Origin of the sequence: Pandoraea communis, from assembly GCF_902459745.1 — a bacterium.
GTDB lineage: Bacteria > Pseudomonadota > Gammaproteobacteria > Burkholderiales > Burkholderiaceae > Pandoraea > Pandoraea communis.
On the sequence record NZ_CABPSJ010000004.1, the window covers coordinates 698,945 to 724,961 of the forward strand.

At 64.1% G+C, this 26,017-nt stretch carries 25 protein-coding genes and 1 tRNA gene; 14 read left to right on the forward strand and 12 right to left on the reverse strand.

Translation table 11 applies throughout. The annotated features are described in order from the left end of the window. Positions 1-5 precede the first annotated feature (5 nt). The 5 genes from PCO31110_RS17830 to PCO31110_RS17850 all read right to left on the reverse strand — a co-directional run bounded on the left by PCO31110_RS17830 (position 6) and on the right by PCO31110_RS17850 (position 4,389). Complete coding sequence (locus PCO31110_RS17830) at positions 6-968, reverse strand: efflux RND transporter periplasmic adaptor subunit (RefSeq protein ID WP_150691018.1); 963 nt, start codon at positions 966-968, stop codon at positions 6-8. Beyond that, complete coding sequence (locus PCO31110_RS17835; protein ID WP_010806951.1) at positions 965-1,174, reverse strand: DUF1656 domain-containing protein; 210 nt, start codon at positions 1,172-1,174, stop codon at positions 965-967. The genes PCO31110_RS17830 and PCO31110_RS17835 overlap by 4 nt, the downstream gene beginning before the upstream one ends. Next, the gene (locus PCO31110_RS17840; RefSeq protein ID WP_150691019.1) at positions 1,171-3,180 is read right to left on the reverse strand and encodes an FUSC family protein; all 2,010 of its coding nucleotides are present in this window, start codon (positions 3,178-3,180) and stop codon (positions 1,171-1,173) included. The genes PCO31110_RS17835 and PCO31110_RS17840 overlap by 4 nt, the downstream gene beginning before the upstream one ends. A 3-nt stretch (positions 3,181-3,183) precedes the next feature. After that, positions 3,184-3,657, reverse strand: coding sequence for a MarR family winged helix-turn-helix transcriptional regulator (locus PCO31110_RS17845; RefSeq protein WP_150620063.1), 474 nt, complete (start codon positions 3,655-3,657; stop codon positions 3,184-3,186). A gap of 195 nt (positions 3,658-3,852) precedes the next feature. After that, positions 3,853-4,389, reverse strand: coding sequence for a MarR family winged helix-turn-helix transcriptional regulator (locus tag PCO31110_RS17850; protein WP_370855838.1), 537 nt, complete (start codon positions 4,387-4,389; stop codon positions 3,853-3,855). A 145-nt stretch (positions 4,390-4,534) separates the two neighbouring features. Here PCO31110_RS17850 and badH point away from each other — a divergent pair, with 145 nt between their 5' ends. From badH to PCO31110_RS17905, 11 genes are all read left to right on the forward strand, one after another. After that, entirely contained in the window at positions 4,535-5,302 is a 768-nt protein-coding gene (gene badH / locus PCO31110_RS17855) for a 2-hydroxycyclohexanecarboxyl-CoA dehydrogenase (protein WP_010806947.1), read from the forward strand. 67 nt (positions 5,303-5,369) lie between these two features. Next, positions 5,370-6,152, forward strand: coding sequence for a 2-ketocyclohexanecarboxyl-CoA hydrolase (gene badI / locus PCO31110_RS17860; protein WP_150691020.1), 783 nt, complete (start codon positions 5,370-5,372; stop codon positions 6,150-6,152). Between the two features lie 15 nt (positions 6,153-6,167). Then, positions 6,168-7,322 (forward strand): cyclohexanecarboxyl-CoA dehydrogenase, encoded by a 1,155-nt coding sequence (aliB, locus tag PCO31110_RS17865; protein WP_150691021.1) that lies wholly within the window; start codon positions 6,168-6,170, stop codon positions 7,320-7,322. 74 nt (positions 7,323-7,396) lie between these two features. Next, positions 7,397-9,067, forward strand: coding sequence for a cyclohexanecarboxylate-CoA ligase (aliA, locus tag PCO31110_RS17870; RefSeq protein ID WP_150691022.1), 1,671 nt, complete (start codon positions 7,397-7,399; stop codon positions 9,065-9,067). Between the two features lie 13 nt (positions 9,068-9,080). Continuing rightward, entirely contained in the window at positions 9,081-10,250 is a 1,170-nt protein-coding gene (locus PCO31110_RS17875) for an acyl-CoA dehydrogenase family protein (protein WP_010806943.1), read from the forward strand. Positions 10,251-10,643: 393 nt separating this feature from the next. Next, the gene (nirB, locus tag PCO31110_RS17880; RefSeq protein ID WP_150691023.1) at positions 10,644-13,094 is read left to right on the forward strand and encodes a nitrite reductase large subunit NirB; all 2,451 of its coding nucleotides are present in this window, start codon (positions 10,644-10,646) and stop codon (positions 13,092-13,094) included. A 10-nt stretch (positions 13,095-13,104) separates the two neighbouring features. Continuing rightward, a complete protein-coding gene (gene nirD / locus PCO31110_RS17885) occupies positions 13,105-13,470 on the forward strand; it encodes a nitrite reductase small subunit NirD (RefSeq protein WP_150691024.1) in 366 nt (121 codons plus the stop codon). 25 nt (positions 13,471-13,495) lie between these two features. Further along, positions 13,496-16,210, forward strand: coding sequence for a nitrate reductase (locus PCO31110_RS17890; RefSeq protein WP_150691025.1), 2,715 nt, complete (start codon positions 13,496-13,498; stop codon positions 16,208-16,210). Positions 16,211-16,300: 90 nt separating this feature from the next. Continuing rightward, the gene (gene cobA / locus PCO31110_RS17895; protein ID WP_246189878.1) at positions 16,301-17,104 is read left to right on the forward strand and encodes a uroporphyrinogen-III C-methyltransferase; all 804 of its coding nucleotides are present in this window, start codon (positions 16,301-16,303) and stop codon (positions 17,102-17,104) included. Between the two features lie 96 nt (positions 17,105-17,200). Next, on the forward strand, positions 17,201-17,776 hold the full coding sequence (locus PCO31110_RS17900; RefSeq protein ID WP_036663257.1) for an ANTAR domain-containing response regulator: 576 nt from the start codon (positions 17,201-17,203) through the stop codon (positions 17,774-17,776). 9 nt (positions 17,777-17,785) lie between these two features. Then, complete coding sequence (locus tag PCO31110_RS17905; RefSeq protein WP_246189879.1) at positions 17,786-18,976, forward strand: CmpA/NrtA family ABC transporter substrate-binding protein; 1,191 nt, start codon at positions 17,786-17,788, stop codon at positions 18,974-18,976. 102 nt (positions 18,977-19,078) lie between these two features. Here the strand turns inward: PCO31110_RS17905 and PCO31110_RS17910 are convergent, their stop codons facing one another. Both PCO31110_RS17910 and PCO31110_RS26215 read right to left on the reverse strand, forming a co-directional pair. Continuing rightward, positions 19,079-19,420 carry a zinc ribbon domain-containing protein YjdM gene (locus tag PCO31110_RS17910; RefSeq protein WP_010806936.1) on the reverse strand — a complete coding sequence of 114 codons (342 nt, stop codon included), beginning with the start codon at positions 19,418-19,420 and terminating at the stop codon, positions 19,079-19,081. Positions 19,421-19,526: 106 nt separating this feature from the next. Beyond that, positions 19,527-20,243, reverse strand: coding sequence for a hypothetical protein (locus PCO31110_RS26215; RefSeq protein ID WP_174979607.1), 717 nt, complete (start codon positions 20,241-20,243; stop codon positions 19,527-19,529). A gap of 122 nt (positions 20,244-20,365) precedes the next feature. On the opposite strand from PCO31110_RS26215, the gene PCO31110_RS17925 reads away from it, so the two are divergent. Continuing rightward, complete coding sequence (locus tag PCO31110_RS17925; RefSeq protein WP_010806932.1) at positions 20,366-21,334, forward strand: bifunctional helix-turn-helix transcriptional regulator/GNAT family N-acetyltransferase; 969 nt, start codon at positions 20,366-20,368, stop codon at positions 21,332-21,334. 17 nt (positions 21,335-21,351) lie between these two features. Here the strand turns inward: PCO31110_RS17925 and PCO31110_RS17930 are convergent, their stop codons facing one another. The 3 genes from PCO31110_RS17930 to PCO31110_RS17940 form a co-directional block, all read right to left on the reverse strand. After that, on the reverse strand, positions 21,352-21,912 hold the full coding sequence (locus PCO31110_RS17930; RefSeq protein ID WP_246189888.1) for a cysteine hydrolase family protein: 561 nt from the start codon (positions 21,910-21,912) through the stop codon (positions 21,352-21,354). Positions 21,913-22,114: 202 nt separating this feature from the next. Next, positions 22,115-22,456 (reverse strand): DHCW motif cupin fold protein, encoded by a 342-nt coding sequence (locus PCO31110_RS17935; protein ID WP_010806930.1) that lies wholly within the window; start codon positions 22,454-22,456, stop codon positions 22,115-22,117. A gap of 361 nt (positions 22,457-22,817) precedes the next feature. Beyond that, a tRNA-Met gene (locus tag PCO31110_RS17940) sits at positions 22,818-22,894 on the reverse strand. Positions 22,895-22,985: 91 nt separating this feature from the next. On the opposite strand from PCO31110_RS17940, the gene PCO31110_RS17945 reads away from it, so the two are divergent. Continuing rightward, positions 22,986-23,222, forward strand: a complete 237-nt coding sequence (locus PCO31110_RS17945) for a hypothetical protein (RefSeq protein ID WP_174979610.1) — start codon at positions 22,986-22,988, stop codon at positions 23,220-23,222. Positions 23,223-23,289: 67 nt separating this feature from the next. Here PCO31110_RS17945 and PCO31110_RS17950 read toward each other — a convergent pair whose 3' ends face one another. Next, entirely contained in the window at positions 23,290-24,018 is a 729-nt protein-coding gene (locus tag PCO31110_RS17950; protein WP_150691026.1) for a transporter, read from the reverse strand. A gap of 270 nt (positions 24,019-24,288) precedes the next feature. Here PCO31110_RS17950 and PCO31110_RS17955 point away from each other — a divergent pair, with 270 nt between their 5' ends. Further along, a complete protein-coding gene (locus PCO31110_RS17955; RefSeq protein ID WP_150691027.1) occupies positions 24,289-24,747 on the forward strand; it encodes a metal-dependent hydrolase in 459 nt (152 codons plus the stop codon). Positions 24,748-24,762: 15 nt separating this feature from the next. Here the strand turns inward: PCO31110_RS17955 and PCO31110_RS17960 are convergent, their stop codons facing one another. Beyond that, the gene (locus PCO31110_RS17960) at positions 24,763-25,782 is read right to left on the reverse strand and encodes a serine/threonine protein kinase (protein ID WP_010806926.1); all 1,020 of its coding nucleotides are present in this window, start codon (positions 25,780-25,782) and stop codon (positions 24,763-24,765) included. Positions 25,783-26,017: the final 235 nt, after the last annotated feature.

A 26,017-nucleotide genomic window follows, 5' to 3' on the forward strand; every position in this document is an offset into this window, starting at 1 on the left:
TGTACTCACCGCCGGGCTCCTGCTCGGGCGCCGGTCTCGCGTGCGGCGGCCAGCGTCGTGGGCGCGGCATCCGCCTGTTTCGACTGACCGGCCGTGTCCTGCTGACTTTCCACGACGCTCACCGTCGCGGTGCGGCCGGCGACCAGGCGCATATCTTTGGGCACGTCGTCGAGCGCAATGCGCACCGGAATGCGCTGGGCAAGACGTACCCAGTTGAAGGTGGGGTTGATGTTGGGCAGCATCGATGCGCCGCTCGTGCGATCGCGGTCTTCGATCCCGGCGACGATACTCTGCACATGGCCGTGCAGGACATGTCGCTCGCCCATCAGGCGCACTTCGACTTTGTCGCCGATATGGATGCCGCGCATCTTGGTCTCTTCGAAGTAGCCTTCGACGTGCAGCGAGTTCGCATCGACCATGGAGAGCACCGGGCGGCCGGTGATGACATAGTCGCCCACCCGAGGCAGACGGTCGTTCAGGTAGCCGTCGGCAGGGGCGAGAACGCGTGTGCGCTCGAGGTTGAGCTTCGCGAGTTGCACGGCCGTTTCGGCTTGCGCGACGGCCGCTTCGCCGGATTCGACCTTGGCCTGACCGGCCTCTACCACTTCCTTGGCGACGACTTCCGTCAACTGATGGTTGCGGGCGTTTTCGCGGCGGGCCTGAGCGAGCGTGGCGCGCTGCGCGGCGACATTGGCTTCGGCCTGATGCAACGCAAGCGTGTAGCGGTCGCGGTCGATCACGAACAGCAGATCGCCGCGGTGCACCTGCTGGTTGTCCTTGACCTCGACGTCGGTGATGAGGCCGGAGACATCGGGCGCGACCTGCACGATGTCGGCGCGAATGCGCCCGTCACGTGTCCATGGCGCGACGGTGTAGTAGTCCCACAAGTGCAGCAGCACGAAGACCGCGACGCAAGATACCGCAAGCGTCAGCACAACGGAGCCGAGAGAGCGAAGTTTCAGTTTCATGGTTGGCAGGCGCGCGCGATGGCGACGATGCCGCCCAGCGCGATGATGTACACAGCAAGGTTGAATAACGAACGATGCCAGACGAGTTTGTAAAAGCCGATGCGCGCGAGCATGAAGCGCAGCGCGCCCGTCAGCACGAAAGCCACGATCATCAGGGCCAGCAGCGTCGGCACGAATACGCCGTAGATATCGATCTCACCGCTCATTGAACACTCACGGGGCGTGTGGCCGGGAACAACGCTACGTGGATGTCCATGAGCGAAGCGCGCGCACTGCGCGAGGCCTGATCGCTATGGGCCACCAGCGAGCGCAGCGCGCCCAGCAGTTTGTCGTGCAGCGGGGTGCCGGGCTCGCTCACCTGTTCGTCGAGTCGCGCTCGATAAAAGCGCGCCACGTCGGTGAGCACGGCCTCGACGGCCTCGCGCTGCGATGGATTCAGATGTGGCAGCTCGCGCTGCAATGCCAGTGCCGAGAGTTCGACGCGCACTTCGGTAAAGCCGTCGCTCGACGTTTCGCTCTCGCTCGCGGCCAGACGCGGTACCAGTTGGCCGAGGCGGTCGAGCAGTCGCGCGCGCAGGCGGTCATGCTCGGCCACCGAGCGGCCGATGGCGTTCTTCGCAATGTCGCGCCAGCTCGCGTGAATCAGGCGGCGCATGGCCACTCGGGTGCCGAACGGCCTTGTTTGTAACGTCCAGATCAGAGCGAACAGCACGCCGGCCAGACCGGCGATATTGTTGTTGAAGAACGCCTGGAAGTCGGCGCTGTAGCCGCCCTGAATGCCGACAAAGCTTGCCGTATTGACCGCAACGGGCATGGCCACCATCGCAAAGCGAGGCTGCGGGATGAACGTGCCGACCAGCAGGTACGGCACGGCAAACATCGCTACGAGCAAACCGAAGTCATGCGCATTCGTCAGGATGAAGAACACATAGATGGCGGCGAGTACCACGCACACGGCCGTCGCCCAGAAAAACGAGCGGATGAACGGTGCGGGCTCATCCGTTGCCGCGAAGAAGCAGCAGGCGACGGCGCAGAGCGAGACACCGGCGGCGCCGTCGTTCCAGCCGGTGTAGATCCACGCCATGCCCATGAGGAACGTGCACAGCGCGGCCGAAACGGTTGAGAACAAGAGCAGCCCGTGGTCGTAGTGGCGTGCGCCACCCAACTCCCAGTGCTGGAAAGCCGGCGTCCATTCATGGCCGCGGTTCTGATCGTCGAGCTGGCCGAAACGGCGTTGCAGCGACGCGCAGTCCTGCCAGAGTTGCACCAGCGAGCGCAGCCGGTCCTCGGTGGCGGCGACCAGCGCGCCATACCAGTCCGAGGCTTCTCCGGCCGATTGCGGCGGACTCAGCAAGTGAGCCGGGGCGGGCGACGGCGCGCCGCGCCGCAGCCATGCGACCACGTCCGCCATCTTCGCTTCGAGCGCTTCGGGCGCGCCGTTCGGGTGCTCGCGTAACGTATGCACGAGCGACGCCACCGTCGAGAGCACTGGCATCATCATGGTCATGCGCCCGCGTAACTCCCGCGCGTCGCGCACGCGCTCCGACGTGTCGGCATCGTACGAAAGCTGGCTGATCAACTGGTCCAGCGCCAGAATGTCGGCCGCCATACGGTGGCGGCTCATGTGGCGCGTTGTCTTGCCTTCCGGGTCGGCCGAGAGCATGTCGGCCGTCCAGCGCGCGGCGTCGGTGAGCCAGCGTGCCGAGCGGTCGTGCAACACCTTGGCCACGCTCGTGGGCAGGATTACGGCGCCGACCACGCTCGCGCAGACGATACCAAGAATGATCTCCTCGGCACGCGCCACCGCGATATCGAAGATGCCGTCGGGCGTACCGACCGCTGGCAAGGCGATCAGCGGCAGCGTGTACGACGCCAGCAGAAACACATAACTGCGTGGCGAACGGTGCAGCAGACAAATGTAGAGCAGGGTGCCGGTCCACAGCCCGACGGCCGCCATCAGCAGCACCGGGTAGTTGACGAGCGCGGGGACCAGGACAACGGACGCGCCCGCGCCGAGCAGCGTGCCGAGCACGCGATACAGCGCCTTGGAGCGTGTGGCGCCGGTGAGCGGGTGCGACACGATGTAGACCGTGGCCATCGCCCAGTACGGGCGCGGCAAGCCGATGGCCAGCGCGATGTAGAGCGCCAGCATCGAGGCGGCGAACGCCTTGATCGAGAAAATCCAGTCGCGTGAGGATGGCCAGTTGAGCACGGTCTACTTCTTCGGGGGCTCCATCTCGAGCACGCCCACATCGGGGCTCGCTACGCTGGAAATGGCTTCGAACACGCGCAACACCGCTTCGAAATCCTCGCGCGGAATGTTTGCGAAAACTTTCGCGCGCAACTGGCTGAGTTCGATTTCGAGCTTCTCGGCGAGCGCTTCGCCGGCCTGCGTGAGCCGCAACGCATTGGCGCGGCGGTCGCTGGCGTCGACTTCACGCAGCACGAGTCCGGCTGCGCACAACTGATCGAGCAAGCGCACCAGAGACGCGCCTTCGAGCCCGACGTATTCGGCAAGCTCGACCTGACGCACTCCCTGACCAAGACGGCGGATGAACAGCAATGGGCCGGCGCTCGCCGCGGAAATTCCATATTCGACGATCGCGCCCTGCGAAATCTGACGCCATTGCTTGCCCGCCAGCAGCAGATGGCTGGTAAAGACGAAGCGGAGCGATTCTAACGAGGTCATGGTGAAAGATTATATGTTAACTAATAATTAGGATGCTAGTTAATGGCTTATTGCATCGGGCGGTGAGATTTGCTGGGAGGCAAGCCCGGCAAGGGCTTGCGGGTCATTCATGGTCGCGGCCGGAGACGCTGCGCCGAACGCTTTTCGTCAGTTGCGCTTGTTTTATTTTTTGTCGGACGCCATACGACCTGACTTTCAGGTGCGTGAGGCATCTGCCTTGGCGGTGTCTGTCGTTTCGCTCTCCGATCCGGAGATCTCGTCAATCTGCTTCATGTTCTCGAGCAGCTTGAGCAGGTAGTGCAGGGTGTGGGTGATATCCCCCGTCGAGAACTCGTCCAGCGCCCGTTCGTAATAGTCGTGAATGCGCGGCACGGCCTCACGGTGCCAGACATGGTGACCGTGCTCGGTCATCGTGATGCGGCGTGAGCGCCGGTCGCGTCCGTCAGGTGTGCTGACGATGTGGCCGTCGCGTTCCATGCGGCTGATCAGGCCGGACAGGTTCTGGCGGCTCACCATCAGATAGCGGGCCAGATCGCCCACGCTCATGCCGTCGGGGACTTCCGGCCGGGACAGTGCCCCCAGCACGGCCCACTGTTGCGTCGTCAGACCAAGACTCTCCACCGCTCTCGTGCCGGTTTTGTGCAACATATTTGCGCATTGGTAAAGCCGGAAAAACAACCGGTTAGCCAACTCCATACGCGTAATTTCTGTATTTTTCTTAGGGTTTTCCATGTCGATAACTCCGCATTTGCATGCTTGCGCATCGCCGATCTCGTGTCTAGTATACGTCAATATGTTGACGTAATTTGATCGGCGGGCGGGTCTCTTGCGAGGTCAGCAAGGATACCGCGCCCGCCAGCGACTCTGGAGGCAGGACATGCAGCGGTTCGAAGGCAAGACCGTCATTGTGACGGGTGGCGGGGGCGGGATCGGCGGGGCAACATGCCATCGGTTGGGAGGCGAGGGGGCGGCCGTGGCCGTGTTCGATCGCGACTTGGCAGCGGCACAGCGTGTCGCCGGGGAAATTGTCGAAGCGGGGGGGCAAGCGCAAGCGTTTGCGTGCGACATCACCGTGCGCGAGCAGGTCGACTCGGCGGTCGCCGCCGTCTCGCACGCGTTCGGTCCGGTGAGCGTGCTTGTCAATAACGCCGGCTGGGACATCTTCAAGCCCTTTACCAAGACGGCGCCTGCCGAGTGGGAACGGCTGATTGCCATCAACCTGGTTGGCGCGTTGCACATGCATCACGCGGTGTTACCCGAGATGGTGGCGCGGCGCAGCGGGCGGATCGTCAACATCGCGTCCGACGCCGCGCGGGTCGGCTCCTCCGGCGAGGCAGTCTATGCAGCCTGTAAAGGCGGAATCGTGGCGTTCTCGAAAACGATCGCCCGCGAACATGCGCGCCACGGCATCACTGTGAACGTGGTGTGTCCGGGGCCGACCGACACGGCGCTGTTTGCCGACTACAAGGAAGGCGCAGGCAACCCCGAGAAGCTGGTTGAGGCATTCACGAAGGCGATTCCGTTGGGCCGCATCGGCCAGGCGAGCGATCTGCCCGGCGCGATTGCTTTCTTCGCCAGCGACGACGCTGCGTTCGTCACCGGTCAGGTGCTGAGCGTGTCGGGCGGACTCACGATGAACGGCTGACGTTTCCCCATCACGACGATGCCGCACACGGCCGAACGTCAAGCGGCCGGCGGCGAGGATCAAGACAATGAACTACGAAGACATTCTGTATGAAGTGCGTAACGGCGCGGCGTGGATCACGATCAACCGCCCGGACAAGATGAATGCGTTTCGCGGGCGCACCTGCGACGAACTGATTCACGCGATCAACAAAGCGGGTTACGACAGGGAGATCGGCAGCATCGTGCTCGCCGGTGCGGGCGAGAAAGCGTTCTGCACGGGCGGCGACCAGTCGGCGCATGAAGGGCAGTACGACGGACGCGGCACCATCGGTTTGCCGATGGAGGAACTGCACAACGCGATTCGCGACGTCCCCAAACCGGTCATCGCTCGTGTGCAGGGATATGCGATTGGTGGCGGCAACGTCATCTGCACCTTATGCGACTTTACGATCGCGTCGGAAAAGGCGGTATTCGGCCAGGTCGGGCCGAAGGTCGGCTCGGTCGATCCCGGCTTCGGCACCGCGTTTCTGGCGCGCGTGGTCGGCGAGAAGAAGGCTCGCGAAATCTGGTACCTGTGCCGTCGCTATACGGCGGGCGAGGCGCTGACGATGGGGCTGGTGAACACGGTCGTGCCCCACGAGCAGCTCGATGCCGAAGTGCAGAAATGGTGCGACGAGATCATGGAGCGCAGCCCGACGGCGATCGCCATCGCGAAGCGCTCGTTCAACATGGACACCGCACAGCAGGCAGGCATCGCCGGCATGGGCATGTACGCGCTCAAGCTCTATTACGAGACGGAAGAATCGCGCGAGGGTGTGCGCGCGTTTCAGGAAAAGCGCAAGCCCGACTTCCGCAAGTACGCCAAATAAGCGAGGAACACCGCGATGCTCAATCCGTATCTCGATGACGATCTCGCGGCGCTGGCCGAGCACACGCAGCGCTTTGCCCAGGCGCGCATCGCGCCCGGTTTTCAGGCGCGCGACAAAACGCGTGTGCTTGACCGTCCGCTCATGCGAGAGATGGGGGAAATGGGGCTGATTGCGCCCGAGCTGCCGGAAGTCTACGGCGGCCAGGGCATGGGGCGTCTTGCCGCCGGGGTGATTCACGAGGCCATCGCGCGCGCGGATCTCAGCATGTCGTACGTCAACCTGCTGGCCTCGCTCAACGGTCAGATTCTGGCCGAGCATGGCAAGCCGGAAGTGGTGACGCCGTGGCTGGAGAAGCTCACGCGCGGCGAGACGCTGCTGGCTATCGCACTGACCGAACCCCGCGGCGGCTCCGATGCCGCGAACCTGCGCATGCGTGCTGACTTTGACGGCACGCATTACGTGCTCAACGGCGAGAAAACATCGATCTCGGCGGCCGATCAGGCAGACGCGGCCGTTGTCTTCGCCCGGACCGGCGAGGTGTCTGAACTCGCGCGCGGCATCTCGGCATTTTTTGTGCCGCTCGACCTGCCGGGCGTCACGCGGCAGCGCTTCGACTGTCATGGGCAGCGGGCCATCGGGCGCGGTTCCTTGTTCTTCGAGAACGTCCGAATTCCCGCCGACCATGTGCTCGGCACGCCCGGCGAGGGCTTCGTGCAGGTGATGCAGGGGTTCGATTTCTCGCGGGCGCTGATCGGCCTGCAGGTGCTGGCCGTTGCAAGAGCGGCGCTGGACGAGACATGGGAATACGTCGCCCAGCGCGAGGCGTTCGGCAAGCCGCTCTCGGCATTTCAGGGCGTGTCGCATCCGCTGGCGGACTTCGATACCCAGGTCGAGGCGGCGAGGCTGCTTTGCCTGCAAACGCTGTGGCTCAAGGACCGTGGCTTGCCGCACAGTGCCGAAGCGGCGATGTGCAAATGGTGGGGGCCGAAACTGGCTTACGACACGATTCACCAGTGCCTGTTGATGTTCGGACACGGCGGTTACGACCGTGGCGTGATGGAGCAGCGGCTGCGCGACGTGCTCGGGTTCCAGATCGGCGACGGCACGGCCCAGATCATGAAGACGATCGTTGCGCGCACCCGGGCGGGCAGGCAGGCCGTGCCGATCTGAGGGCATTGGCGCGGGCGGTAGTCGCGGCATCACCATAACGATACGAACGACACGACAGCACAGGAGACGATGCAATGGAATTTGACGCGGTGTTGCTTCCCCCAAGGCGCGAGCAGAGCGTGGCACGTGGCTGGTGGCCCGAACGGACGATTAATGATGCACTCGATGCTGCGGTGGCGGCGTCGCCCGGCAAGATCGCACTGACGGCCGTGTCGACAGCCACGGGGCAGACCCAGTGCCTCACCTACGCCGCGCTCGCGGACGGTGCCGAGCGTCTGGCGCTGGGGTTGATGCGGCGTGGCGTAGGCCGTGGCGATGTCGTTGCCTGCCAGTTGCCCAACGGCTGGCAGTTCGCGTTGACTTATCTGGCTTGCGCGCGGATCGGTGCAGTGCTCAATCCGCTGATGCACATCTTTCGTGAGCGGGAGCTGTCGTTCATGTTGCGGCATGGCGAGGCGAAGGTGTTCATCGTGCCCCGCCAGTTTCGGGGGTTCGATCATGCCGCGATGGCGCGAGCCCTGCAGCCGGATTTGCCTGACCTGCGGCACGTCATCGTGGTCGATGGCGAAGGTCTCGGCGACGATAGTTTCGATGCCGTGCTCATGGCGGGCGAACCTGCTGCATCGCGCACCGAGCAGGCCGCCATGCGGGCGGCACGAGCCCATCCGGACGACGTCATGCAGTTGATGTACACCTCGGGGACGACGGGCGAGCCCAAAGGCGTGATGCACAGCGCGAATACCACGTTCTCGAACATTCTCGCCTATGCCGAGCGTATGCGCCTCTGCCGCGACGACGTCATCCTCATGGGCTCGCCCCTCGCGCACCAGACCGGCTTCATGTACGGACTCATGATGCCGGTGATTCTCGGGGCGAGCGCCGTGATGCTCGATATCTGGGACCCGGCCAATGCGGTGCGGCTCATCCGCGAGCATGGCGTGACGTTCACGATGGCTTCGACCCCGTTCCTCTCCGATCTGACGAAAGCGGTGGCGGCCGCCGGCGTGCGTGTGCCTAGCCTGCGTGCATTCCTGTGTGCGGGGGCGCCGATTCCCGGCCCCGTCGTCGAGCAGGCGCGTAGCGTGCTGGGCGCGAAAATCGTCTCGGCATGGGGGATGACGGAGAACGGCGCGGTCACGCTGACGCGTCTCGACGATGACGACGTGCGGGCCTCGACGACCGACGGTTGCCCGCTTCCCGGCGTGGAGTTGCGAGTGGTCGATGCGCAGAACGACGAGTTGCCCGCCGGTGAGACGGGGCGTCTGCTCGTGCGGGCCTGCTCGAATTTCGGTGGCTACCTGAAGCGCGCGCAATGGAACGGCACCGACGATAACGGCTGGTTCGACACCGGCGACATGGCATGGCTCGACGCGACCGGCTACGTGCGTATTGCCGGGCGCAGCAAGGACGTGATCATTCGCGGCGGCGAGAACATCCCCGTCGTCGAAATCGAAGCGCTCCTGTACCGGCATCCGGCGGTCGCCTCGGTGGCTATCGTTGCGTATCCGGACGAGCGTCTTGGCGAGCGCGCCTGCGCGGTCATCGTGCCGCGTGCCGGCGAGTCGATCGACCTCGCGACGGTGACTGATTTCCTCGCGTCGCACAAGGTTGCCCGGCAGTACTGGCCCGAGCGGATCGACGTTCGCGACACGCTCCCGACGACACCCACGGGTAAGATACAAAAATTCAAGCTGCGCGAAATGCTCGACGCATCTCGCGCAGAAACGATTGAACGCACACCTTGAGGACGAGTAGCAAATGACATCGAAGGGACTGGATAGCGAATCGTTCGAGCTGTTGCTCGCGGCGGTGCAACGTTTCATCCGCGAGCGGCTGGTGCCTGCCGAGAACGACGTGGAGGAGCACGACGACGTGCCCGCCGCGATCGTCGACGAAATGAAGGAGATGGGTCTGTTCGGTCTGTCGATCCCCGAGGAATTCGGCGGCATCGGCTTGTCGATGGAACAGGAAGTGCGCGTGGCTTACGAGTTCGGGCAGACGTCGCTGGCGTTTCGCTCGGTGTTCGGCACCAATGTCGGGATCGGCTCCCAGGGCATTCTGATGGACGGCACCGAGGCGCAGAAGCGCGATTTGCTGCCGCGTGTGGCGAGCGGAGATCTGATCATGTCGTTCGCGCTCACGGAGCCCGACGCGGGGTCGGACCCGGCGGCCCTCAAGACGCGCGCCGTGCTCGACGGTGACACGTACGTGCTCGATGGCGTGAAGCGGTTCATTACCAACGCACCGCGCGCGGGGGCTTTCACTTTGATGGCGCGCACCGGCGGCGAAGGGGCGGGCGGCATCTCGGCCTTCATCGTGCCGGCCGACACGCCGGGGCTGTCGCTCGGCAAGCCCGACAAGAAGATGGGCCAGCGCGGTACGAAGACCTGCGACGTTGTGCTGCAAGGTGCACGCGTGCCTGCGGCGAATATCATCGGCGGCGAGGCCGGCAAGGGGTTCAAGACGGCCATGAAGGTGCTCGATCGCGGCCGTCTGCATGTGGCGGCGCTCTCTTGCGGCATGGCGCAGCGGATTCTCGACGAGGCGGTGGCCTACGCGCGCGAACGCAAGCAATTCGGTCAGCGCATCGGCGACTTCCAGCTCGTGCAGGCGATGCTCGCGGACAGTCAGGCGGAACACTATGCGGGATGGTCGATGGTGCAGGACTGCGCCGCGCGCTACGACGCCAAGCCCGCGGGCAAGCGCGACGCCGATGTGAGCATGCGGGCATCGTGCGCCAAGCTGTTCTGTACGGAGATGGTCGGCCGCGTGGCCGATCGCGGCGTGCAGATACACGGCGGGGCGGGTTACATCAACGAGTACAAGGTCGAGCGCTTCTATCGCGACGTGCGCCTGCTTCGTCTGTATGAAGGCACAACGCAGATTCAGCAACTGATCATCGGCCGCGCGCTCATGCAGGACGACTGACGAGCCGCGACCCGCCGGCATACTCCGCCGGTGTGCCCTGCCGGCGGCACGCGAGGGCGCATCATCCTGGTGCGTGCAAGGCGGGTGCGGTACCGCCTTGCACTGCTGCGGTGCAGCAGTTTTCTCTCTGGCTTCGGACGTTTCCCATAGACATTTCTCCTCTTTCGCCTTACCTGGCAAAGCTCTGCCGATAGTAAGGACATGGCTGGCACGCTTGTTGCGTTAGCGTAAAGGCCAGCGGCAAAGGCGTCGCCGGCAACGAATTCAGGTGCGGCGTCGGGCGAGATGGCCTGCGACGTACCCACAGGACAACGGCGTCCCTCCGTGCTTCGGCACGGACGGACGCCGTTTTGTTTTTCGGGCGCTGCACGCGTTGCAACAGGAGAAGACAGCATGCGCAAACCTCGTCTGGTCGTGATTGGCAATGGCATGGCGGGCATCCGCACGCTCGAAGAATTGCTGGAGATCGCGCCGCATCAGTACGACATCACCGTGTTCGGCGCGGAGCCGCACCCGAACTACAACCGCATCCTGCTCTCGCCGGTGCTTGCGGGAGAACAGGTGTTCGCCGACATCGTGCTCAACCCGCTCGACTGGTATGCGGAAAAGGGCATCACGCTGCATCTGGGCAAGGAAGTCACGCAGATCGACCGGCCGCGCCGTGTGGTGCGCTGTGCCGACGGCACCGAAGCGCCGTACGATCGTCTGCTCATCGCCACCGGCTCCAGCCCGTTCATCCTGCCGGTGCCGGGCAAGGATCTCGACGGGGTCATCAGCTATCGCGACATTCGCGACACCGAGATCATGATCGAGACGGCGCGCCTGAAGCGTCATGCGGTCGTGATCGGTGGTGGCCTGCTCGGCCTGGAAGCGGCCAACGGTCTCAAGTTGCGCGGCATGGACGTGACCGTCGTGCATCTGGCCGATACCTTGCTCGAACGTCAGCTCGACAGCACGGCGGGCAAGCTCCTGCAACGCTCGCTCGAAGCGCGCGGTCTCGCGTTCCGGCTGTCGCATCAAACGTCCGCCATTCTCGACGACGGCAATGGTGCCGTGCGCGCCGTGCAGTTCAGCGACGGCGAAACCGTTGCCGCCGACCTTGTCGTGATGGCAGCCGGCATCCGGCCGAATACGGCGCTGGCCGAAGCGGCCGGGCTGTATTGCTCGCGCGGGATTGTCGTGTCCGACACGCTGCAAACTTACGATCCTCGCATCTACGCCGTGGGCGAGTGCGTGAGCCATCGCGGTGTGGCCTACGGTCTCGTGGCGCCGCTGTTCGAACAGGCCAAGGTCTGCGCGAACCACCTCGCGCTCATGGGCATTGGCAGCTATCGCGGCTCGGTGATGTCGACGAAGCTCAAGGTCACGGGCATCGATCTGTTCTCGGCAGGCGACTTTCTCGGCGGCGAAGGCACCGAAGAAATCGTGCTGTCCGATCCGGCGAGCGGCGTCTACAAGAAACTCGTGATTCGCGACGACAAGCTCGTCGGCGCGTGCCTGTACGGCGACACGGCCGACGGTGCCTGGTACTTCAAGCTGCTGCGCGAAGGGCGCACACTGGGCGAATTGCGCGAGCGCATCATGTTCGGCGAGTCGAGTGTGGGCGACGTCGGCACGCAGGGGCAGAACCGCGCGTCGGCCATGTCCGATAGCGACGAAGTCTGCGGATGCAACGGTGTGTGCAAAGGCACCATCGTCAAGGCGATCACCGAGAAGGGCTTGTTCACGCTGGACGAAGTGAAGAAGCACACCAAGGCCGCCAGTTCCTGCGGCTCGTGCGCCGGGCTGTGCGAACAGATTCTGATGAGCACCCTGGGCTCGACCTACGATGCCGCGCCGAAGGAAAAGGCCGTGTGCGGCTGCACGGATCTGTCGCACGCCGACGTGCGCCGCGCGGTGCGTGAGCATCACCTCACCACGCATCGCGCCGCCTTCGACTTCCTCGAATGGCGCACCCCCAACGGCTGCGCGACGTGCCGTCCCGCACTGAACTACTACATGCTGAGCACGTGGCCGAAAGAGGCGGTCGATGATCCGCAAAGCCGCTTCGTCAACGAGCGCGTGCACGCCAACATTCAGAAGGACAACACGTTCTCGGTCATCCCGCAGATGAAGGGCGGTGTGACGAATGCGAGCGAGTTACGCCGCATCGCTGACGTGGCGGACAAGTATCAGATTCCGATGGTCAAAGTCACGGGCGGTCAGCGTATCGATCTGCTCGGTGTGAAAAAGGAAGACCTCGTGAATGTCTGGCGCGATCTGGGCATGCCGTCGGGACACGCCTACGGCAAGTCGATCCGCACCGTGAAGACGTGCGTGGGCAGCGAGTTCTGCCGCTTCGGCACGCAGAACAGCACGCAGATGGGGATCGATCTCGAGACGATGCTCGCGAACATGTGGTCGCCGCACAAGGTGAAGCTGGCCGTGTCGGGCTGTCCGCGCAACTGTGCCGAAGCGGGGATCAAGGACGTAGGCGTGATCGCCGTCGATTCGGGCTGGGAGCTGTATGTCGGCGGCAACGGCGGCATCAAGACCGAAGTGGCGCAATTCCTCGTCAAGGTGAAGACGGCCGAAGAGGTCAAGGAGTATACGGGAGCCTTCCTGCAGCTCTATCGCGAAGAAGCCTATTACCTCGACCGCACGGTGCATTACCTCGATCGCGTGGGTCTCGACTACGTGAAGCAGCGCGTGGTGAACGACGCGGCCAACCGCCGCGCGCTCTACGAGCGGTTGCTGTTCTCGCTCGACGGCCTGCCCGACCCGTGGCAAGCGCGCATCGAGGGGGCGCAAGCCAACGAATACCGTCCGCTCGCGCCGCTGGGCGTGGCACCTGCGATGGCCTGAGGAGATCACCATGACGCTATCCGAACCGATCTGGCTGCATGTGTGCGACGTCGATGAGATCCCGCGTTTGGGCACGCGCGTGCTGCCCCATCCGACCGGCGATATCGCCCTGTTTCGCACTGAGAGCGATAACGTTTTCGCACTGCGTGACAAATGCCCGCACAAGGGGGGCGCGCTGTCGCAGGGCATCGTGCACGGCGAGAAGGTGACGTGTCCGCTGCATGCCTGGAACATCGATCTGAACACCGGCGAAGCCTGCGCGCCCGATGTGGGTTGCGCGCAGCGCTTTGCCGTGCGGATCGACGCGGGCGAAGTGTATTTGTCGCTCGACGACGCGACGCGTGCCGAGGCAGCCGAAGCCGCGGCTGCCGCTTGACTCTCTTGCCATTGCCGGAGCCCTTATGACCACCCTCACGCAAACCACCTGCTGCTACTGCGGTGTCGGTTGCGGCATGCTCGTGGAGAGCGACGGCGAGCGCATCGTCGGTGTGCAGGGCGACCCGGCGCATCCGGCGAACTTCGGGCGTCTGTGCAGCAAGGGCATGACCTTGCCGCTCACTGCCCAGTCGCTCGCCGGTCGTGTGCTGATGCCCGAGCTTCGCAGCACGCGCGATGCCGCACGCGCGCCCGCGACATGGAACGATGCGCTGGAAACGGTGGCCTCGCGCTTTGCCGACGTCATCCGCCGTCACGGGCCGGATGCCGTCGCGTTCTATGTGTCGGGACAGTTGCTGACCGAGGACTACTACGTCTTCAACAAGCTGGCCAAGGGGCTGGTGCGTACCAACAACATCGACACGAATTCGCGGCTATGCATGTCGAGCGCCGTGAGCGGCTACAAGATGGCGTTCGGCGCCGACGGCCCGCCTACGTGCTACGACGATCTCGAAGCGGCCCGCACGGTGCTATTCGCGGGCAGCAATATGGCGTACGCGCACCCGGTGTTGTTCCGGCGGCTCGAAGCGGCGAAGGCGGCCGATCCGTCGATCCGCTGGATCGTCGTGGACCCGCGCCGCACCGACACCGCCGCCATGGCCGATCTGCATCTGGCCATTGTGCCCGGCACCGACGTCGCGCTGTTTCACGGCATGTTGCATCACCTCATCTGGGAAGGGCGCATCGATCGTGGATACATCGATGCGCATACGGAAGGGTTCGACGCCCTCAAGCAGGTGCTGCGGGCCTACCCGCCGCAACTCGTGGCGGATATCTGCGGCATTGAAGCGTCCGCGTTGCGGCAGGCGGCCGACTGGTTTGGCGAAAGCCCGGCGGCGCTCTCGCTTTATTGCATGGGGCTGAATCAGTCGAGCCACGGCACCGAAAAGAACCTCGCCCTCATCCATCTGCATCTGGCCACCGCACAGATCGGCCGCGCAGGCGCCGGACCGTTCTCGCTCACGGGACAGCCCAACGCCATGGGGGGACGCGAAGTTGGCGGGATGGCCACGATGCTCGCCGCACATCGTGAGATCGGCAACGCGTCGCATCGTGCGGAAGTCGAGCGGTTGTGGGGCGTGCAGGGGCTCTCCGATAGGCCTGGCCTGCCCGCCGTCGAGATGTTCGACGCCGTGCGCGACGGGCGCATCAAGGCGATCTGGATCGCGTGCACGAACCCCGTGCATTCGATGCCGGACAGCGAACGCGTGCGCCAGGCGCTGGCAAAGGCGGAATTCGTCGTGGTACAGGAAGCCTTTCACCAGACAGATACCGTGCCTTATGCCGACGTGTTGCTGCCGGCGTCAAGTTGGGGCGAGAAGGCGGGCACGGTCACGAACTCGGAGCGTCGCATCTCACGCGTGCGGGCGGCAGTGCCGGCACCGGGCGCAGCGCGGGCAGACTGGTGGATTGCCAGCGAAGTTGCCCGCCGTCTTGCGCCCAAGCTCGATGCATCGCCGGCGCCGTTCGCGTTTTCCTCCATCGAGACGATTTTCGACGAGCACCGTGCGCTGACAGCCGGGCGTGACCTGGACATCGGCGGCATCGATTACACGATGCTCGAATCGCGCGGCCCCCAGCAGTGGCCGTTTCCGGCAGGGGCGTCGCACGGGCAAGCACGCCGGTACGAGGACGGTGTATTCGCCACCGGCGACGGTCGGGCGCGCTTTCACGCGTTCGAATACCGCCCCGTGGCCGAGCCGATCAATGCGCGCCATCCGCTACGTCTGATTACTGGACGCCTGCGCGATCAGTGGCATGGCATGAGCCGTACGGGGCGGGTGGGGCAGGCGTTCGAACATGCGCCGGAACCGGCGCTTACGATGCACCCGGCCGATGCCGCGCGCCGCAGCTTGCGCGCAGGGGATTTCGTGCGGCTGTCGAGCCGTCGCGGCGAACGGGTGCTGACGCTGAGCGTGAGCGACGACGTCGCGTCGGGCACGGTGTTCGTGCCCATGCACTGGAGCGGGCAGTTCCTCGGCGGCGGGGGCGTGAACGATACAACCCTCGGCGCGGTAGACAAATACTCAAAGCAGCCGGAGCTGAAGCACGCTGCGGTGCGTGTCGATCCGCTTACGCTGCCATGGCGCGTGGCGGCGGTGCGTCGCGGCGACGCGTTGCAACTGCATGCGGCGGTGCAGCCGTTGCTGGCCGAGCGGCGCTTCGCGACGGTGCGTCTGGAGGGGGACGACCGGATTGTGGTCGCCGCAGCAGACGACCAGCCCGATGCGGCATGGCTTGAGCGTTTGCACACCGCGCTGGGCCTGCCACGCGACGAGTCGCTGCTGGAGTACCGCGACGCTCGCCGGGCGATGACCAGGCGGGTGGCATGGCGCGAGACATGGATCGACGGCGTGCTGGTCGCCGGCAGCGAGGCGGATGTCGCCGTGTCGGCGTCGCTGCTCGCTCGTGTGCGCGAAACGTCGCCGTGGACGCGCGCGCGTCATGCCGTTTTCGTGGCGGACAGCGGGCCAGCCAGGCCGCGCGATCGCACCGTATGTCAGTGCAAGTCGGTGACGGCGTCGAGCATCGACGCGGCCATCGGCGCCGGGGCGGACCTGACGCAACTCAAAGCGACACTCGGCTGCGGTACGGTTTGCGGCTCGTGCGTGCCGGAGTTGCAGCGCATGTGCGCGACATCGGGCAAGGTGGCGCAGCCGATGGCGACGAACGCCGCTTGAGCACGGATTTCCGGCGTTCGATCCCGAACGCTATGACAGAACTTGAATTGGGCGACATGCAGGATATCGAGGATTTGAGGGAGAACGATCATGAAGAACGGCAAAGTCACCCTGCTCAGCGCGGGTCCCGGCGCGCTCGATCTGCTCACGTTGCGCGCGGCACGCGTGCTCGGCGAGGCCGACGTGCTGCTTGTGGACGATCTGGCCAATCCGGAGATCGCCACGCTCGCACCGCAGGCCCGTGTGATTGCCGTGGGCAAGCGCGGCGGCTGCCGGTCGACCCCGCAGGCTTTCATCGAACGGCTGATGTGCCGGTTCGCGCGGGCCGGTGCGCATGTGGTGCGCGTGAAGGGGGGCGACGCGCTCATGTTCGGGCGTGCGGGCGAGGAAATCTCGGCGCTGCGTCGCGCCGGCGTGCCGGTGGAGATCGTCAACGGGGTGTCGGCGGCCTTCGCAGCGGCGGCCGGCCTCGGCATGTCGCTCACGCATCGCGACCACTGCGCGGGCGTGACTTTCGTCACCGCACACCGGCAGGACGGCAGCGCGCCCAACTGGGCGGCGCTCGCCGCGACGGGCACCACGCTGGCGATCTACATGGGGGTGAATCGGGTCGAAGCGCTGGCCGAGACGTTGATGGCACACCTCGATGCGACGACACCGGCAGCGGCTGTGCAGTGGGCCGGCACGCCGCAAGAGCGCCGGCTGGTAACGTCGTTGGGACGTCTGGCGGCCGACGTGCGCGCCGGGCGCTTCGCCAGCCCGGCCATCCTGCTCGTGGGCGGCGCGGTCGGTGAGGCATCGCTGATGGCAGCGCCCGGCGGGATGGGCGTCGGCGTGGCGGCGGGGACCGCCTGCGCAGACGTCGCGCCGGACGTCATCGCACGAGCGGCCTGACGCGTTATATCTTTTATGGCCATACCTCCCCGCGACCCCCGCAAACCCGTCGTCCCTGTGGACACCTCTGCTGTCGAGACGGCAGGCGTGCAGGGCGTGCTGCGCGTGTTGCTCGTCACCGATACCGACAAGCCGATCGGCGAGTTGCGGGCGGCGCTTGCGCGTCTGGGCTGCGAGATGCTGGCGGAGGTCGCGAAGCCGCAGGCGTTGCCGCGTGTGGTGGAGAGCGAGCGTCCGGATGTGGTCATCATCGACACCGAATCGCCGTCGCGCGACACGCTCGAACAACTTGCCGTGATGAATGCGGCGGCCCCGCGCCCCGTGCTGATGTTCTCGGCCGACGGTAATCAGTCGCTGATTCGCGCGGCCGTGGATGCGGGCGTCACGGCGTACTCCGTCGAAGGACTGGCCGCCGACCGGCTCGCACCGATTCTCGAAGTCGCGCTTGCGCGTTTCGCCCATGAGGAAAAGTTGCGGGCACGGCTGGTCAAAGCCGAGAGCGAACTGGCCGACCGCAAGCTGATCGACCGTGCCAAGCGGCTGCTCATGGATCGACGCAAGATTTCCGAGCAGGAGGCGTATGCCATTCTGCGCAAACGGGCGATGGATCAGGGCGAGAAGCTCGTCGAAGTGGCGCGCCAACTCGTCTCGATTGCCGAATTACTGGGGTAGACACTGCTCATGTCGACGTCATCATGGTTAGCTTCTGACGCGCAATCGCCGGACCTTATTTCGGACGATATGCCGGAAAAACGGCATCTGCGCGTAGGGTTCGTCGCGTTGTCCGATGCGGCGCCGCTGGTCGTGGCGAAGCGTCTGGAACTGGGGCACGAGCACGGACTGACGCTGGAGTTGAGCCGTGAATCGTCGTGGGCCGCCGTGCGCGACAAGTTGCTCACGGGCGAGCTGGACGCCGCGCATTCGTTGTACGGTCTTGTGTACGGGGTGCAGTTGGGCATTGGCGGGCCGCGCGAGGACATGGCGGTGCTCATGGTGCTCAATCGCAACGGGCAGGCCGTGACGGTGACGCCGTCGCTGGCCGATGCGATGGCGCGCACGGGCGACTTGCGTGAGGCGCTGGTGTCGCTCGGGCGCAAGCCGGTTTTCGCACAGACCTTCCCGACGGGCACGCATGCAATGTTTCTGAACTACTGGTTTGCGGCGCAGGGCATCGATCCGCTCTCGGAGGTGTCGAGCATCGTCATTCCTCCGGCACACATGGTCGCTGCGATGGAGGAGGGGGGACTCGACGGCTTTTGCTGCGGCGAGCCGTGGCACGCGGTGGCCCAGGCACGCGGTCTGGGGCGCACGGTGGCGGTGTCGAGTGACATCTGGCCGAATCACCCTGAAAAGGTGCTCGCCTGCCGCCGGGATTTCGTCGCCCGTTACCCGAAGACGGCACAGGCGCTGGTGCGCACGCTACTCAGTGCGTGCCGCTGGCTGGATATGCCCGGGCATCGGGCGGAAGCGGCAGGATGGCTCGCCGAACCGGCATGGGTCGGCGCGCCGCGCGATCTGATCGCGGCACGTCTGTTGGGGGACTTCGGACGCATGCAGGGGCGGCACGCTTTGCTCGCCGTGAGTTTCTTCGACGAGGGGGCGGTGAATTACCCGCATCCGTCTGACGGGATGTGGTTCATCTCGCAATATCGCCGCTGGGGCATGGTGGGCGCCGAGGCGTTGGCGGGGGCCGCCCGGACGGCGAACGAGGTGAATCAGACCGCGCTGTTCGAGGCGGCGGCACGGGCCGAAGGGGTGCCGGTGGTGTCCTTGCCCGCTAGCGAGGTGCTTTGCGACGGCAGGGTTTGGGACGCCGCAAGTGCGGCCGATCTGGGGGCTTACGTCGACGGATTCGCTATTCGGGCGCGGTGAGCGGCCAAGCGCTCACCGTCGGACGAGTCGGGCAGCAGGGCTGTGCGAGCGCGTCGCCGTCGCCGCCACGCGCCGGGCAGGCGCGCAGTGGCGGGGTTCAGGTCACACTTTCCTGACGAATTCCGACTTCAGGCTCATTGCACCGAAGCCATCGATCTTGCAATCGATATCGTGGTCGCTGTCCACCAGCCGGATGTTCTTCACCTTGGTGCCCATCTTGATCACGCCGGCTGAGCCCTTCAGTTTCAGATCCTTGATGACGGTCACGGTGTCGCCGTTTTGCAGAACGGCGCCGGTGGCATCGCGGAAAACGCGCTCGGTGGCTTCGGCCGGGGCGGCGTCTTGTGCCGACCATTCATGAGCACATTCCGGGCAGATGTAGAGGCCTCCGTCTTCATAAGTGAATTCGGAGTGGCATTTCGGGCAAGGAGGAAGTGCGCTCATATGATGAAGTCCCTGAGGTGTGACAAAAGCAATTAGAGCGCGAGAGTATAACGCTGCCGGTACCCGGACATCCCTAATGGCTGCAAGACGACATAATTGGGATACTTTAGTCGCCGATGATGGACGCTAAGGCAATCGCGGCAATCCCGGCTATCCAATTCCCGTCTTCGACATGCTCGACGAGCCCCTTTTTCCGATTCGTACGGAGTGCCCGCCCGGTGCCTGCACCTGCGAGCGTGAGCGCCTCATGCAGGACCCGAACGGTGATCGCCGGATCTTGCGGTTGACGCAGGCGGAGGAGAAGCGACTGGTGGGCCATATCGAAAAGCTCGCCACCTACGCCGACTTGCTGCGCGTGGCAGAACGCATGGAGACCCAGCTTGGGGTTCGGCTGCGGATCGCGCCGAGCCTCAACGAAGTCCGCACGGTCCGGGGCATCACGATCCAGTTGGAAGCACAGCCGGGGCTTTGCCGAAAGACGCACGCCGCGATTCCTGCCGCCATCCGCCGTTGTCTCGACCAGCGTCCCGAGATTGCCTACGCGATTCTGGACGCACAGGGTCTCTTCGGTACCGAGGATCAATGACCGTCCGACAGCGGCCGGTGTCGGCACTTCTCTCGCGCTGAAGCGTGAGGGGATCGCGCCCCCCTGCGGCTGTTCAGACCGCTTCATCGCCCCTTCGCATAGCAGCCCGCCGTGCACGGTGCCCTGCTGATTGCCGTGAATTTCCACGTGCGTATTCAATTCGACGACGGCCAGCGCCTCGCCGATTTCGACGATTCGAAAGCCCCGCAATTGGGAGATGGCGGTCGGGTAGCGCATGTGCGTCTTGTCGTCTTCACGAAGCGTTCCCGCGATTGCGTTTTGGTTACGTCGTCGCGCGTTGCATAAGTTGCGATGTGCAACTATATTGGTTGCAATTCGCAACCTTTATGAGATGGCTCATGGACCTCGTCGATCTTCCCGGTAAGTCTCGCGAAGCGGAGATTCTGGAACTCCGCGACTTCTCTCGCAGATTGGTTCGTGAACTGGGCTTCATGCGAACGACCCTGGCGGATAGCGATCTCGCGCCATCGGCGGTACACGCGATCATCGAAATCGGCGCTGCGCCGGGGATCACGGCCAAGGATCTCGGTAACATCCTCCGGCTGGACAAATCGAACACGAGCCGTCAGGTCGCCAAGCTCGAGGCCGGCGATCTGGTGAGGCGCGTGACGGCAAACGAAGACGCGCGCGTGTCTGAACTCTATCTGACGGATGCGGGACAGAAACTCCGCAAGAAGATCGACCGCTTTGCGACGGACCAGGTGTCGAATGCGCTGCGTCGCATCGTACCGGCCGATCAGGCAGCACTGGTTCGGTCTCTCGCGTTATACGCCGACGCGCTTGCGCAGGACAATGCCGTACAAGCCGTGAATGACGATGAGGTGCCCGCACAAATCGTGCAAGGGTATCAACCGGGCTGCATCGGCGACATTGCCAGCTTGCACGCCCGGTTTTACGCGGAACATTGGGGATTCGGTGCGTTCTTCGAGAGGAAGGTGGCCACGGAGCTTGCCGAGTTCGCGGGGGCGTTGCCGGCCGACGGTAAGGCGTTGTGGTGCTACGTCGAAAATGGCCGGACGCTTGCGTCGCTCGCCATTGATGGAAACATGGCAACCGGCATCGCGCATTTGCGATGGTTCATTGTCGACGATGCATTGCGTGGCTCCGGCGTTGGACGGCAATTGATGTCGCGAGCGATGCGCTTTGTCGACGAACGCTTTCGCGAGACCTACCTGTGGACGTTCAAGGGGCTGGACGCTGCCCGCCATCTGTATGAGTCGTTCGGCTTTCGATTGAGCGACGAATCCGAAGGCGAGCAATGGGGAACCAAGGTGGTCGAGCAGCGGTTTTGGCGTCGCGCCGGGTGAGCGTCGAAATCGGCGGCTTACGCGAGCATTTCCAATGCGCCGGCCAGTGAAAGCACCGTTGTGCGCGAATCGAACGCCGTCGAAAAGAGATGATCGTGCACGACCTGATCGGGGTCGTAGCAACAGTCCTTGACCGTGAACAAACGGAAGTCGGCATCGCTCGCATACGCGATTGACGACAGCATTACGCCGGTAGAGGCAATGCCCACCATGATCAGGGTATCGATTCCCCGTGCCGAGAGCCGGACTTGCAGGTCGGTGCCGAAGAACACGCTGGCGCGATGCGCGACGATGAGTGGCTCATTGGCCCGTTGGCCGAGTTCGGGCGAGATCCGGTCGTCGACGAACAGACCTAGTTGCTTGATGCCTTGCCCATTCCGATTCAGTGGGCTGACTTCCGGATAGCCTGGGCTGAAGTGGATTTTCGCGAAATAGACGTCGACGCCTTTTGTCCGAGCGGCATCGCACAACTGACGTGTGTTGGCGAGCAATGTGGGGGCGACCGACGGGAACAGCGCCATGATGTCGGTTTGGTAGTGCATGACCAGAAGCGCGGTTTTCGCGGGGGAAAGGATCATGCTGAGTGCGCTGGCGGCACTGTCCACGCCCGATTGACGATCTGCCGAATCGGCGGCGGGCTCACGTTCAGCGGTAGGCGGCATAAGGCTACGCGATAGAGAGTGATGGCCGACTCTATCACGGCCGCGCCGGGCTTCGCCTGCCTGAAGGCGGGCAGAGAGTGCCCGCCTCATGCCGTCCCAACGACTGGTATTGCGCGGTTCAGTCAACAATGAAGAGCTTGGCACCTGTCTTGGTATAGGACTGATGCGGTTCAGCGTTGTCGCCAACCTGATAACTCATGCCGGCCGTTAAAACGAACTTCCGCCCGTCTTCGAGGGTCGTTTCCAACTCACCTTCCATGCAGAAGAGAACATGCCCTTTTTGGCACCAATGGTCGGCAAGGTAGCCCGGGGTGTATTCCACCATCCGCACACGGATTTGATTAGGCGCCTCGCCAAAAAATCGCGTGCGCCAATAAGCTACGCCTGTCTCACCTTGGTGCTCTGTCCTTTCGACTTCCGCCCAGTTTGTCGTGCCAAACGCAAATGCGTCCATTTTCATGCCGTCTCTCCCTGGTGATGTTGTTAAGCGATTGCCGAGTCGATTGTCAGCGATCCATGTGGCAATGTCGAACGTCCCTTCGCGACCGTTCAGCGTTCTCGGATCGGCGCGGACATCGCTCACGCATAGATCAATCTGGTGCGGGAATAGCGCCACCTCGTTTCAGAAGCCCGGTCCGGACGCCGATCACCGATTGGGGATCGACCTGCGCCGGGGCGTCTTCAAAGAAAACCGGTTCGCCTTACGTTGCGCCTAGTGGTTGCGGGTGCTGAGCGGCCACGAGTGTAGCTCCCGTGTAGCACCGTCCGGAACGCAAAAAAGCCCTGATTTCGCTACGAAATCAAGGCATTTTGCTGAATCTTGGTTGCGGGGACAGGATTTGAACCTGTGACCTTCGGGTTATGAGCCCGACGAGCTGCCAGACTGCTCCACCCCGCGTCTGAAGAAATGAATATTACGGGTATTCTGTGCATCGTGTCAAGCATTTATGAAATTTGTTTTATGGACCCCTGACAAACATGCGCGAGGCGTGCATTTTCTCCGCGTCTTGCGCACGCGCTTCTTGTGGCGGACGCAGGACTTGCCGCTCGATCGCGGCATGATGGGCGACGGCGTCATCGATATTCCCGCTGCTCGGGCACTTGTCGAAGCGCAGGGATACGACGGTATGCACGAAGTGGAGATCTTCTCGTCGCAGGATTGGTGGAAGCGTCCGCCCGACGAGGGGCTGGCGACTCGCAAAGCGCGCCATCTCGCTTGTTGTTGATTCGTGGGAGAGGGCGCTGAGGGGCGGCTGCCGTGTCACGGGGCGGCCGCCCGCCGGGGCGCGACGCTTACCAGCGAACGGTGACGCCGGCCTGCACCGAGTGTGAGATCGACGCGGGATTCAGGCCGCGTTTGTAGCCGACGTCCAGATCGAGATCCTTGGTGGGACTGTAGATCGCGCCGACCAGCGCGTAGGCCGGTTTCGTTTGGGTGGTGGCGTTCGGATTGGTCGCGACGCCGATGTCGGCGACCAGACGCACCGTATCCGTCGCGCTGAAAAGCACGGCCGTGGAGGCGTTCCACAGGCTCTGCCGATTGCCGATGCCGTTGTTGTTCCAGGTGTAACCGGCGTTTGCGAGGAACGTCCAGCGATCGAGGTTGTATTGCATCAGCAGGTTCGCCCCGGTCGTCGCGCGGCCGTTGCCGAGACCTCGTTCCCGGCTGGCTGTCGGCAGTGTGATGAAGGGCTTCAGGCCAAGGCTCCATTGCTCGCCTTCGAGGAAGCGCCATTTGGCTTGCAACTGGAGGTCGGAGAAGCCGTTGGTCCAGCCGTCGCCGTCGGGGCGATTGCGTTGGTAAGGCGCCTGGATCGCAACATCGAGGTTGGGCAGCACGCCGTATGTCAGCGTGTTGCTCCATTGTTGCTGGCGCGACGTCTGCAGCGTGGTCCATTCGCTGTTCAGCTCAAGCTGCCAGTTGCCGGTGTCCTGCGTGCCGGTGTCGTCCGTGACGAGCGGGTTCATGGCCTGTGCGGCAAGTGGCGCCAAGGCGGCGGCGAGGATCAGATACTTCTTCATCAAAAACTCCTGCGGGGCGGGGCGTTCGGTCGCGCGAAAGTCTGAAAATCCGTCGGGCGGATCGGATCGTACGGGGCGGGTATGACACCGTCAATCGAACCGCGTCGAATGTGGCGTAATTGACATTTGTTTGCCCGGAGCGTTGCGCTCTCGCCCGCGGTGTGATCGGCCGATGGCATGAAGGGGCTGCGCCTATTGCCCGCGCGGTGATAGACTTCGGCCCCCTTCCCAGAGGCGCAAGACATTCCCGCGCGTCGCTTCCCGTCTGTCATGCAAGCCAGAAGTCATCTCATATTCGGTATCGGCGCAATGTGGTTGATGCATCGCACCGGGTGGGCCGCTAGCGTTCATGCCTGGCCGCTGACACTCGTCGGCGCGTTGCTCCCCGACATCGATCATCCAAAGAGTTTGCTGGGGCGCCGTGTCGCACCGCTTTCTCTGGCGATCTCCGGTGTGTTCGGGCATCGCGGTATGACGCATTCGCTATTGCTGCCCCTGCTGGCGGTCGTGGCCTGCCTGTATGGATGGGGACGTGTGCCCGCGTGGATGATTGCGCTATGCGCCGGCTATTTGTCTCACCTGCTGGCCGACTGGCTCACACCCTCCGGGGTGCCGCTTTGCTGGCCGCTGCGCACCCGTTTCCGTTCGCCGCTTTACGTGACGACGGGCTCGGCTGCGGAGTGGTGCGTTGCCGCCGCACTCGCGTTCACCATGTGGCGATGGTGGTGAGTGCGGGCGGGCGGATCAGCGCCAGGTCAGCGGCGGTTCATCCATGAGGGCGACTTGTTCGCGCAGTTCAAGGATGCGGTCCTGCCAATAGCGCTGTGTGTTGAACCAGGGGAAGGCGGCAGGGAAGGCGGGGTCGTCCCAGCGGCGCGCCAGCCAAGCGCTGTAATGCAGCAGGCGCAGTGTTCGCAAGGCTTCAGTCAGGTGCAACTCGCGCGGGTTGAAGTCGGCAAAGTCTTCGTAGCCGGAGAGGACTTCGTCGAGCTGGGCGGTCATCTCGGGGCGCGTGCCTGAGAGCAGCATCCACAGATCCTGCATTGCCGGGGCCATGCAGGTGTCGTCGAAATCGACGAAGTGCGGGCCGGCGTCGGTCCACAAGATGTTGCCGGCGTGGCAGTCGCCGTGCACGCGCAGCAGCGTTACGTCCCCTGCACGCTCGTAGGCGCGGGCAATGCCGGCGAGCGCCAGATCGACGATGCTGCGCCAGGCATCGCGCAGATCGGCCGGGATGAAGTCGTTCGTCCAAAGATAGTCGACGGGGGCGTGCCCGTAGCTGTCGATATTCAGGGTGAGGCGGTGCTGGAACGGCTGGGTGGCGCCGAGCGCGTGGATGCGCCCGAGAAAGCGGCCGAGCCAGTTGAGCGTGTCGGGATCTTGTAGTTCGGGGGCGCGGCCGCCGCGCCGAGGGAAGAGCGCAAAGCGGAAGCCCTCGAAGTGATGCAGGGTCTTGCCCTGAATCTCCAGAGGAGCGACGACGGGGATCTCGCGCTCTGCGAGCGCTTGCGTGAAGGCATGCTCTTCCAGAATGGCGTCGTCGGTCCAGCGCCCGGGGCGGTAGAACTTGGCGATCAGGGGCGGGCCGTCTTCCATCCCCACCTGATAGACGCGGTTCTCGTAACTGTTGAGTGCGAGCAGACGTCCGTCGCTGTAGCTCCCTAATTGCTCGACGGCGGAGATGACAACGTCGGGCAGGAGCGCGGCGAAGGGATGCAAGGGATGCGTGTGCCCGGGGGCGTCGGGGGAAAGATCGGTATTCATGCCCGCTATTGTGCCAAAGGCGTTGGGGCTGACGCTGGTTCGGCCGACCGTCTCGTCTCTATATATGGACGGAGACAGAGTGCTGCGGCGCGAAATGCAGGAATTTGCCGGTTTTTCAAAATAATTTCACAAAGGGCTTGCGCAGTTTGGCGAAGGTGACTAATATCTCGTCTCTCGCAACGACGGCGACGCAGCGAAAGCGGCGAAGCGGATTGGGGCGACGGGCTGGAAAGCC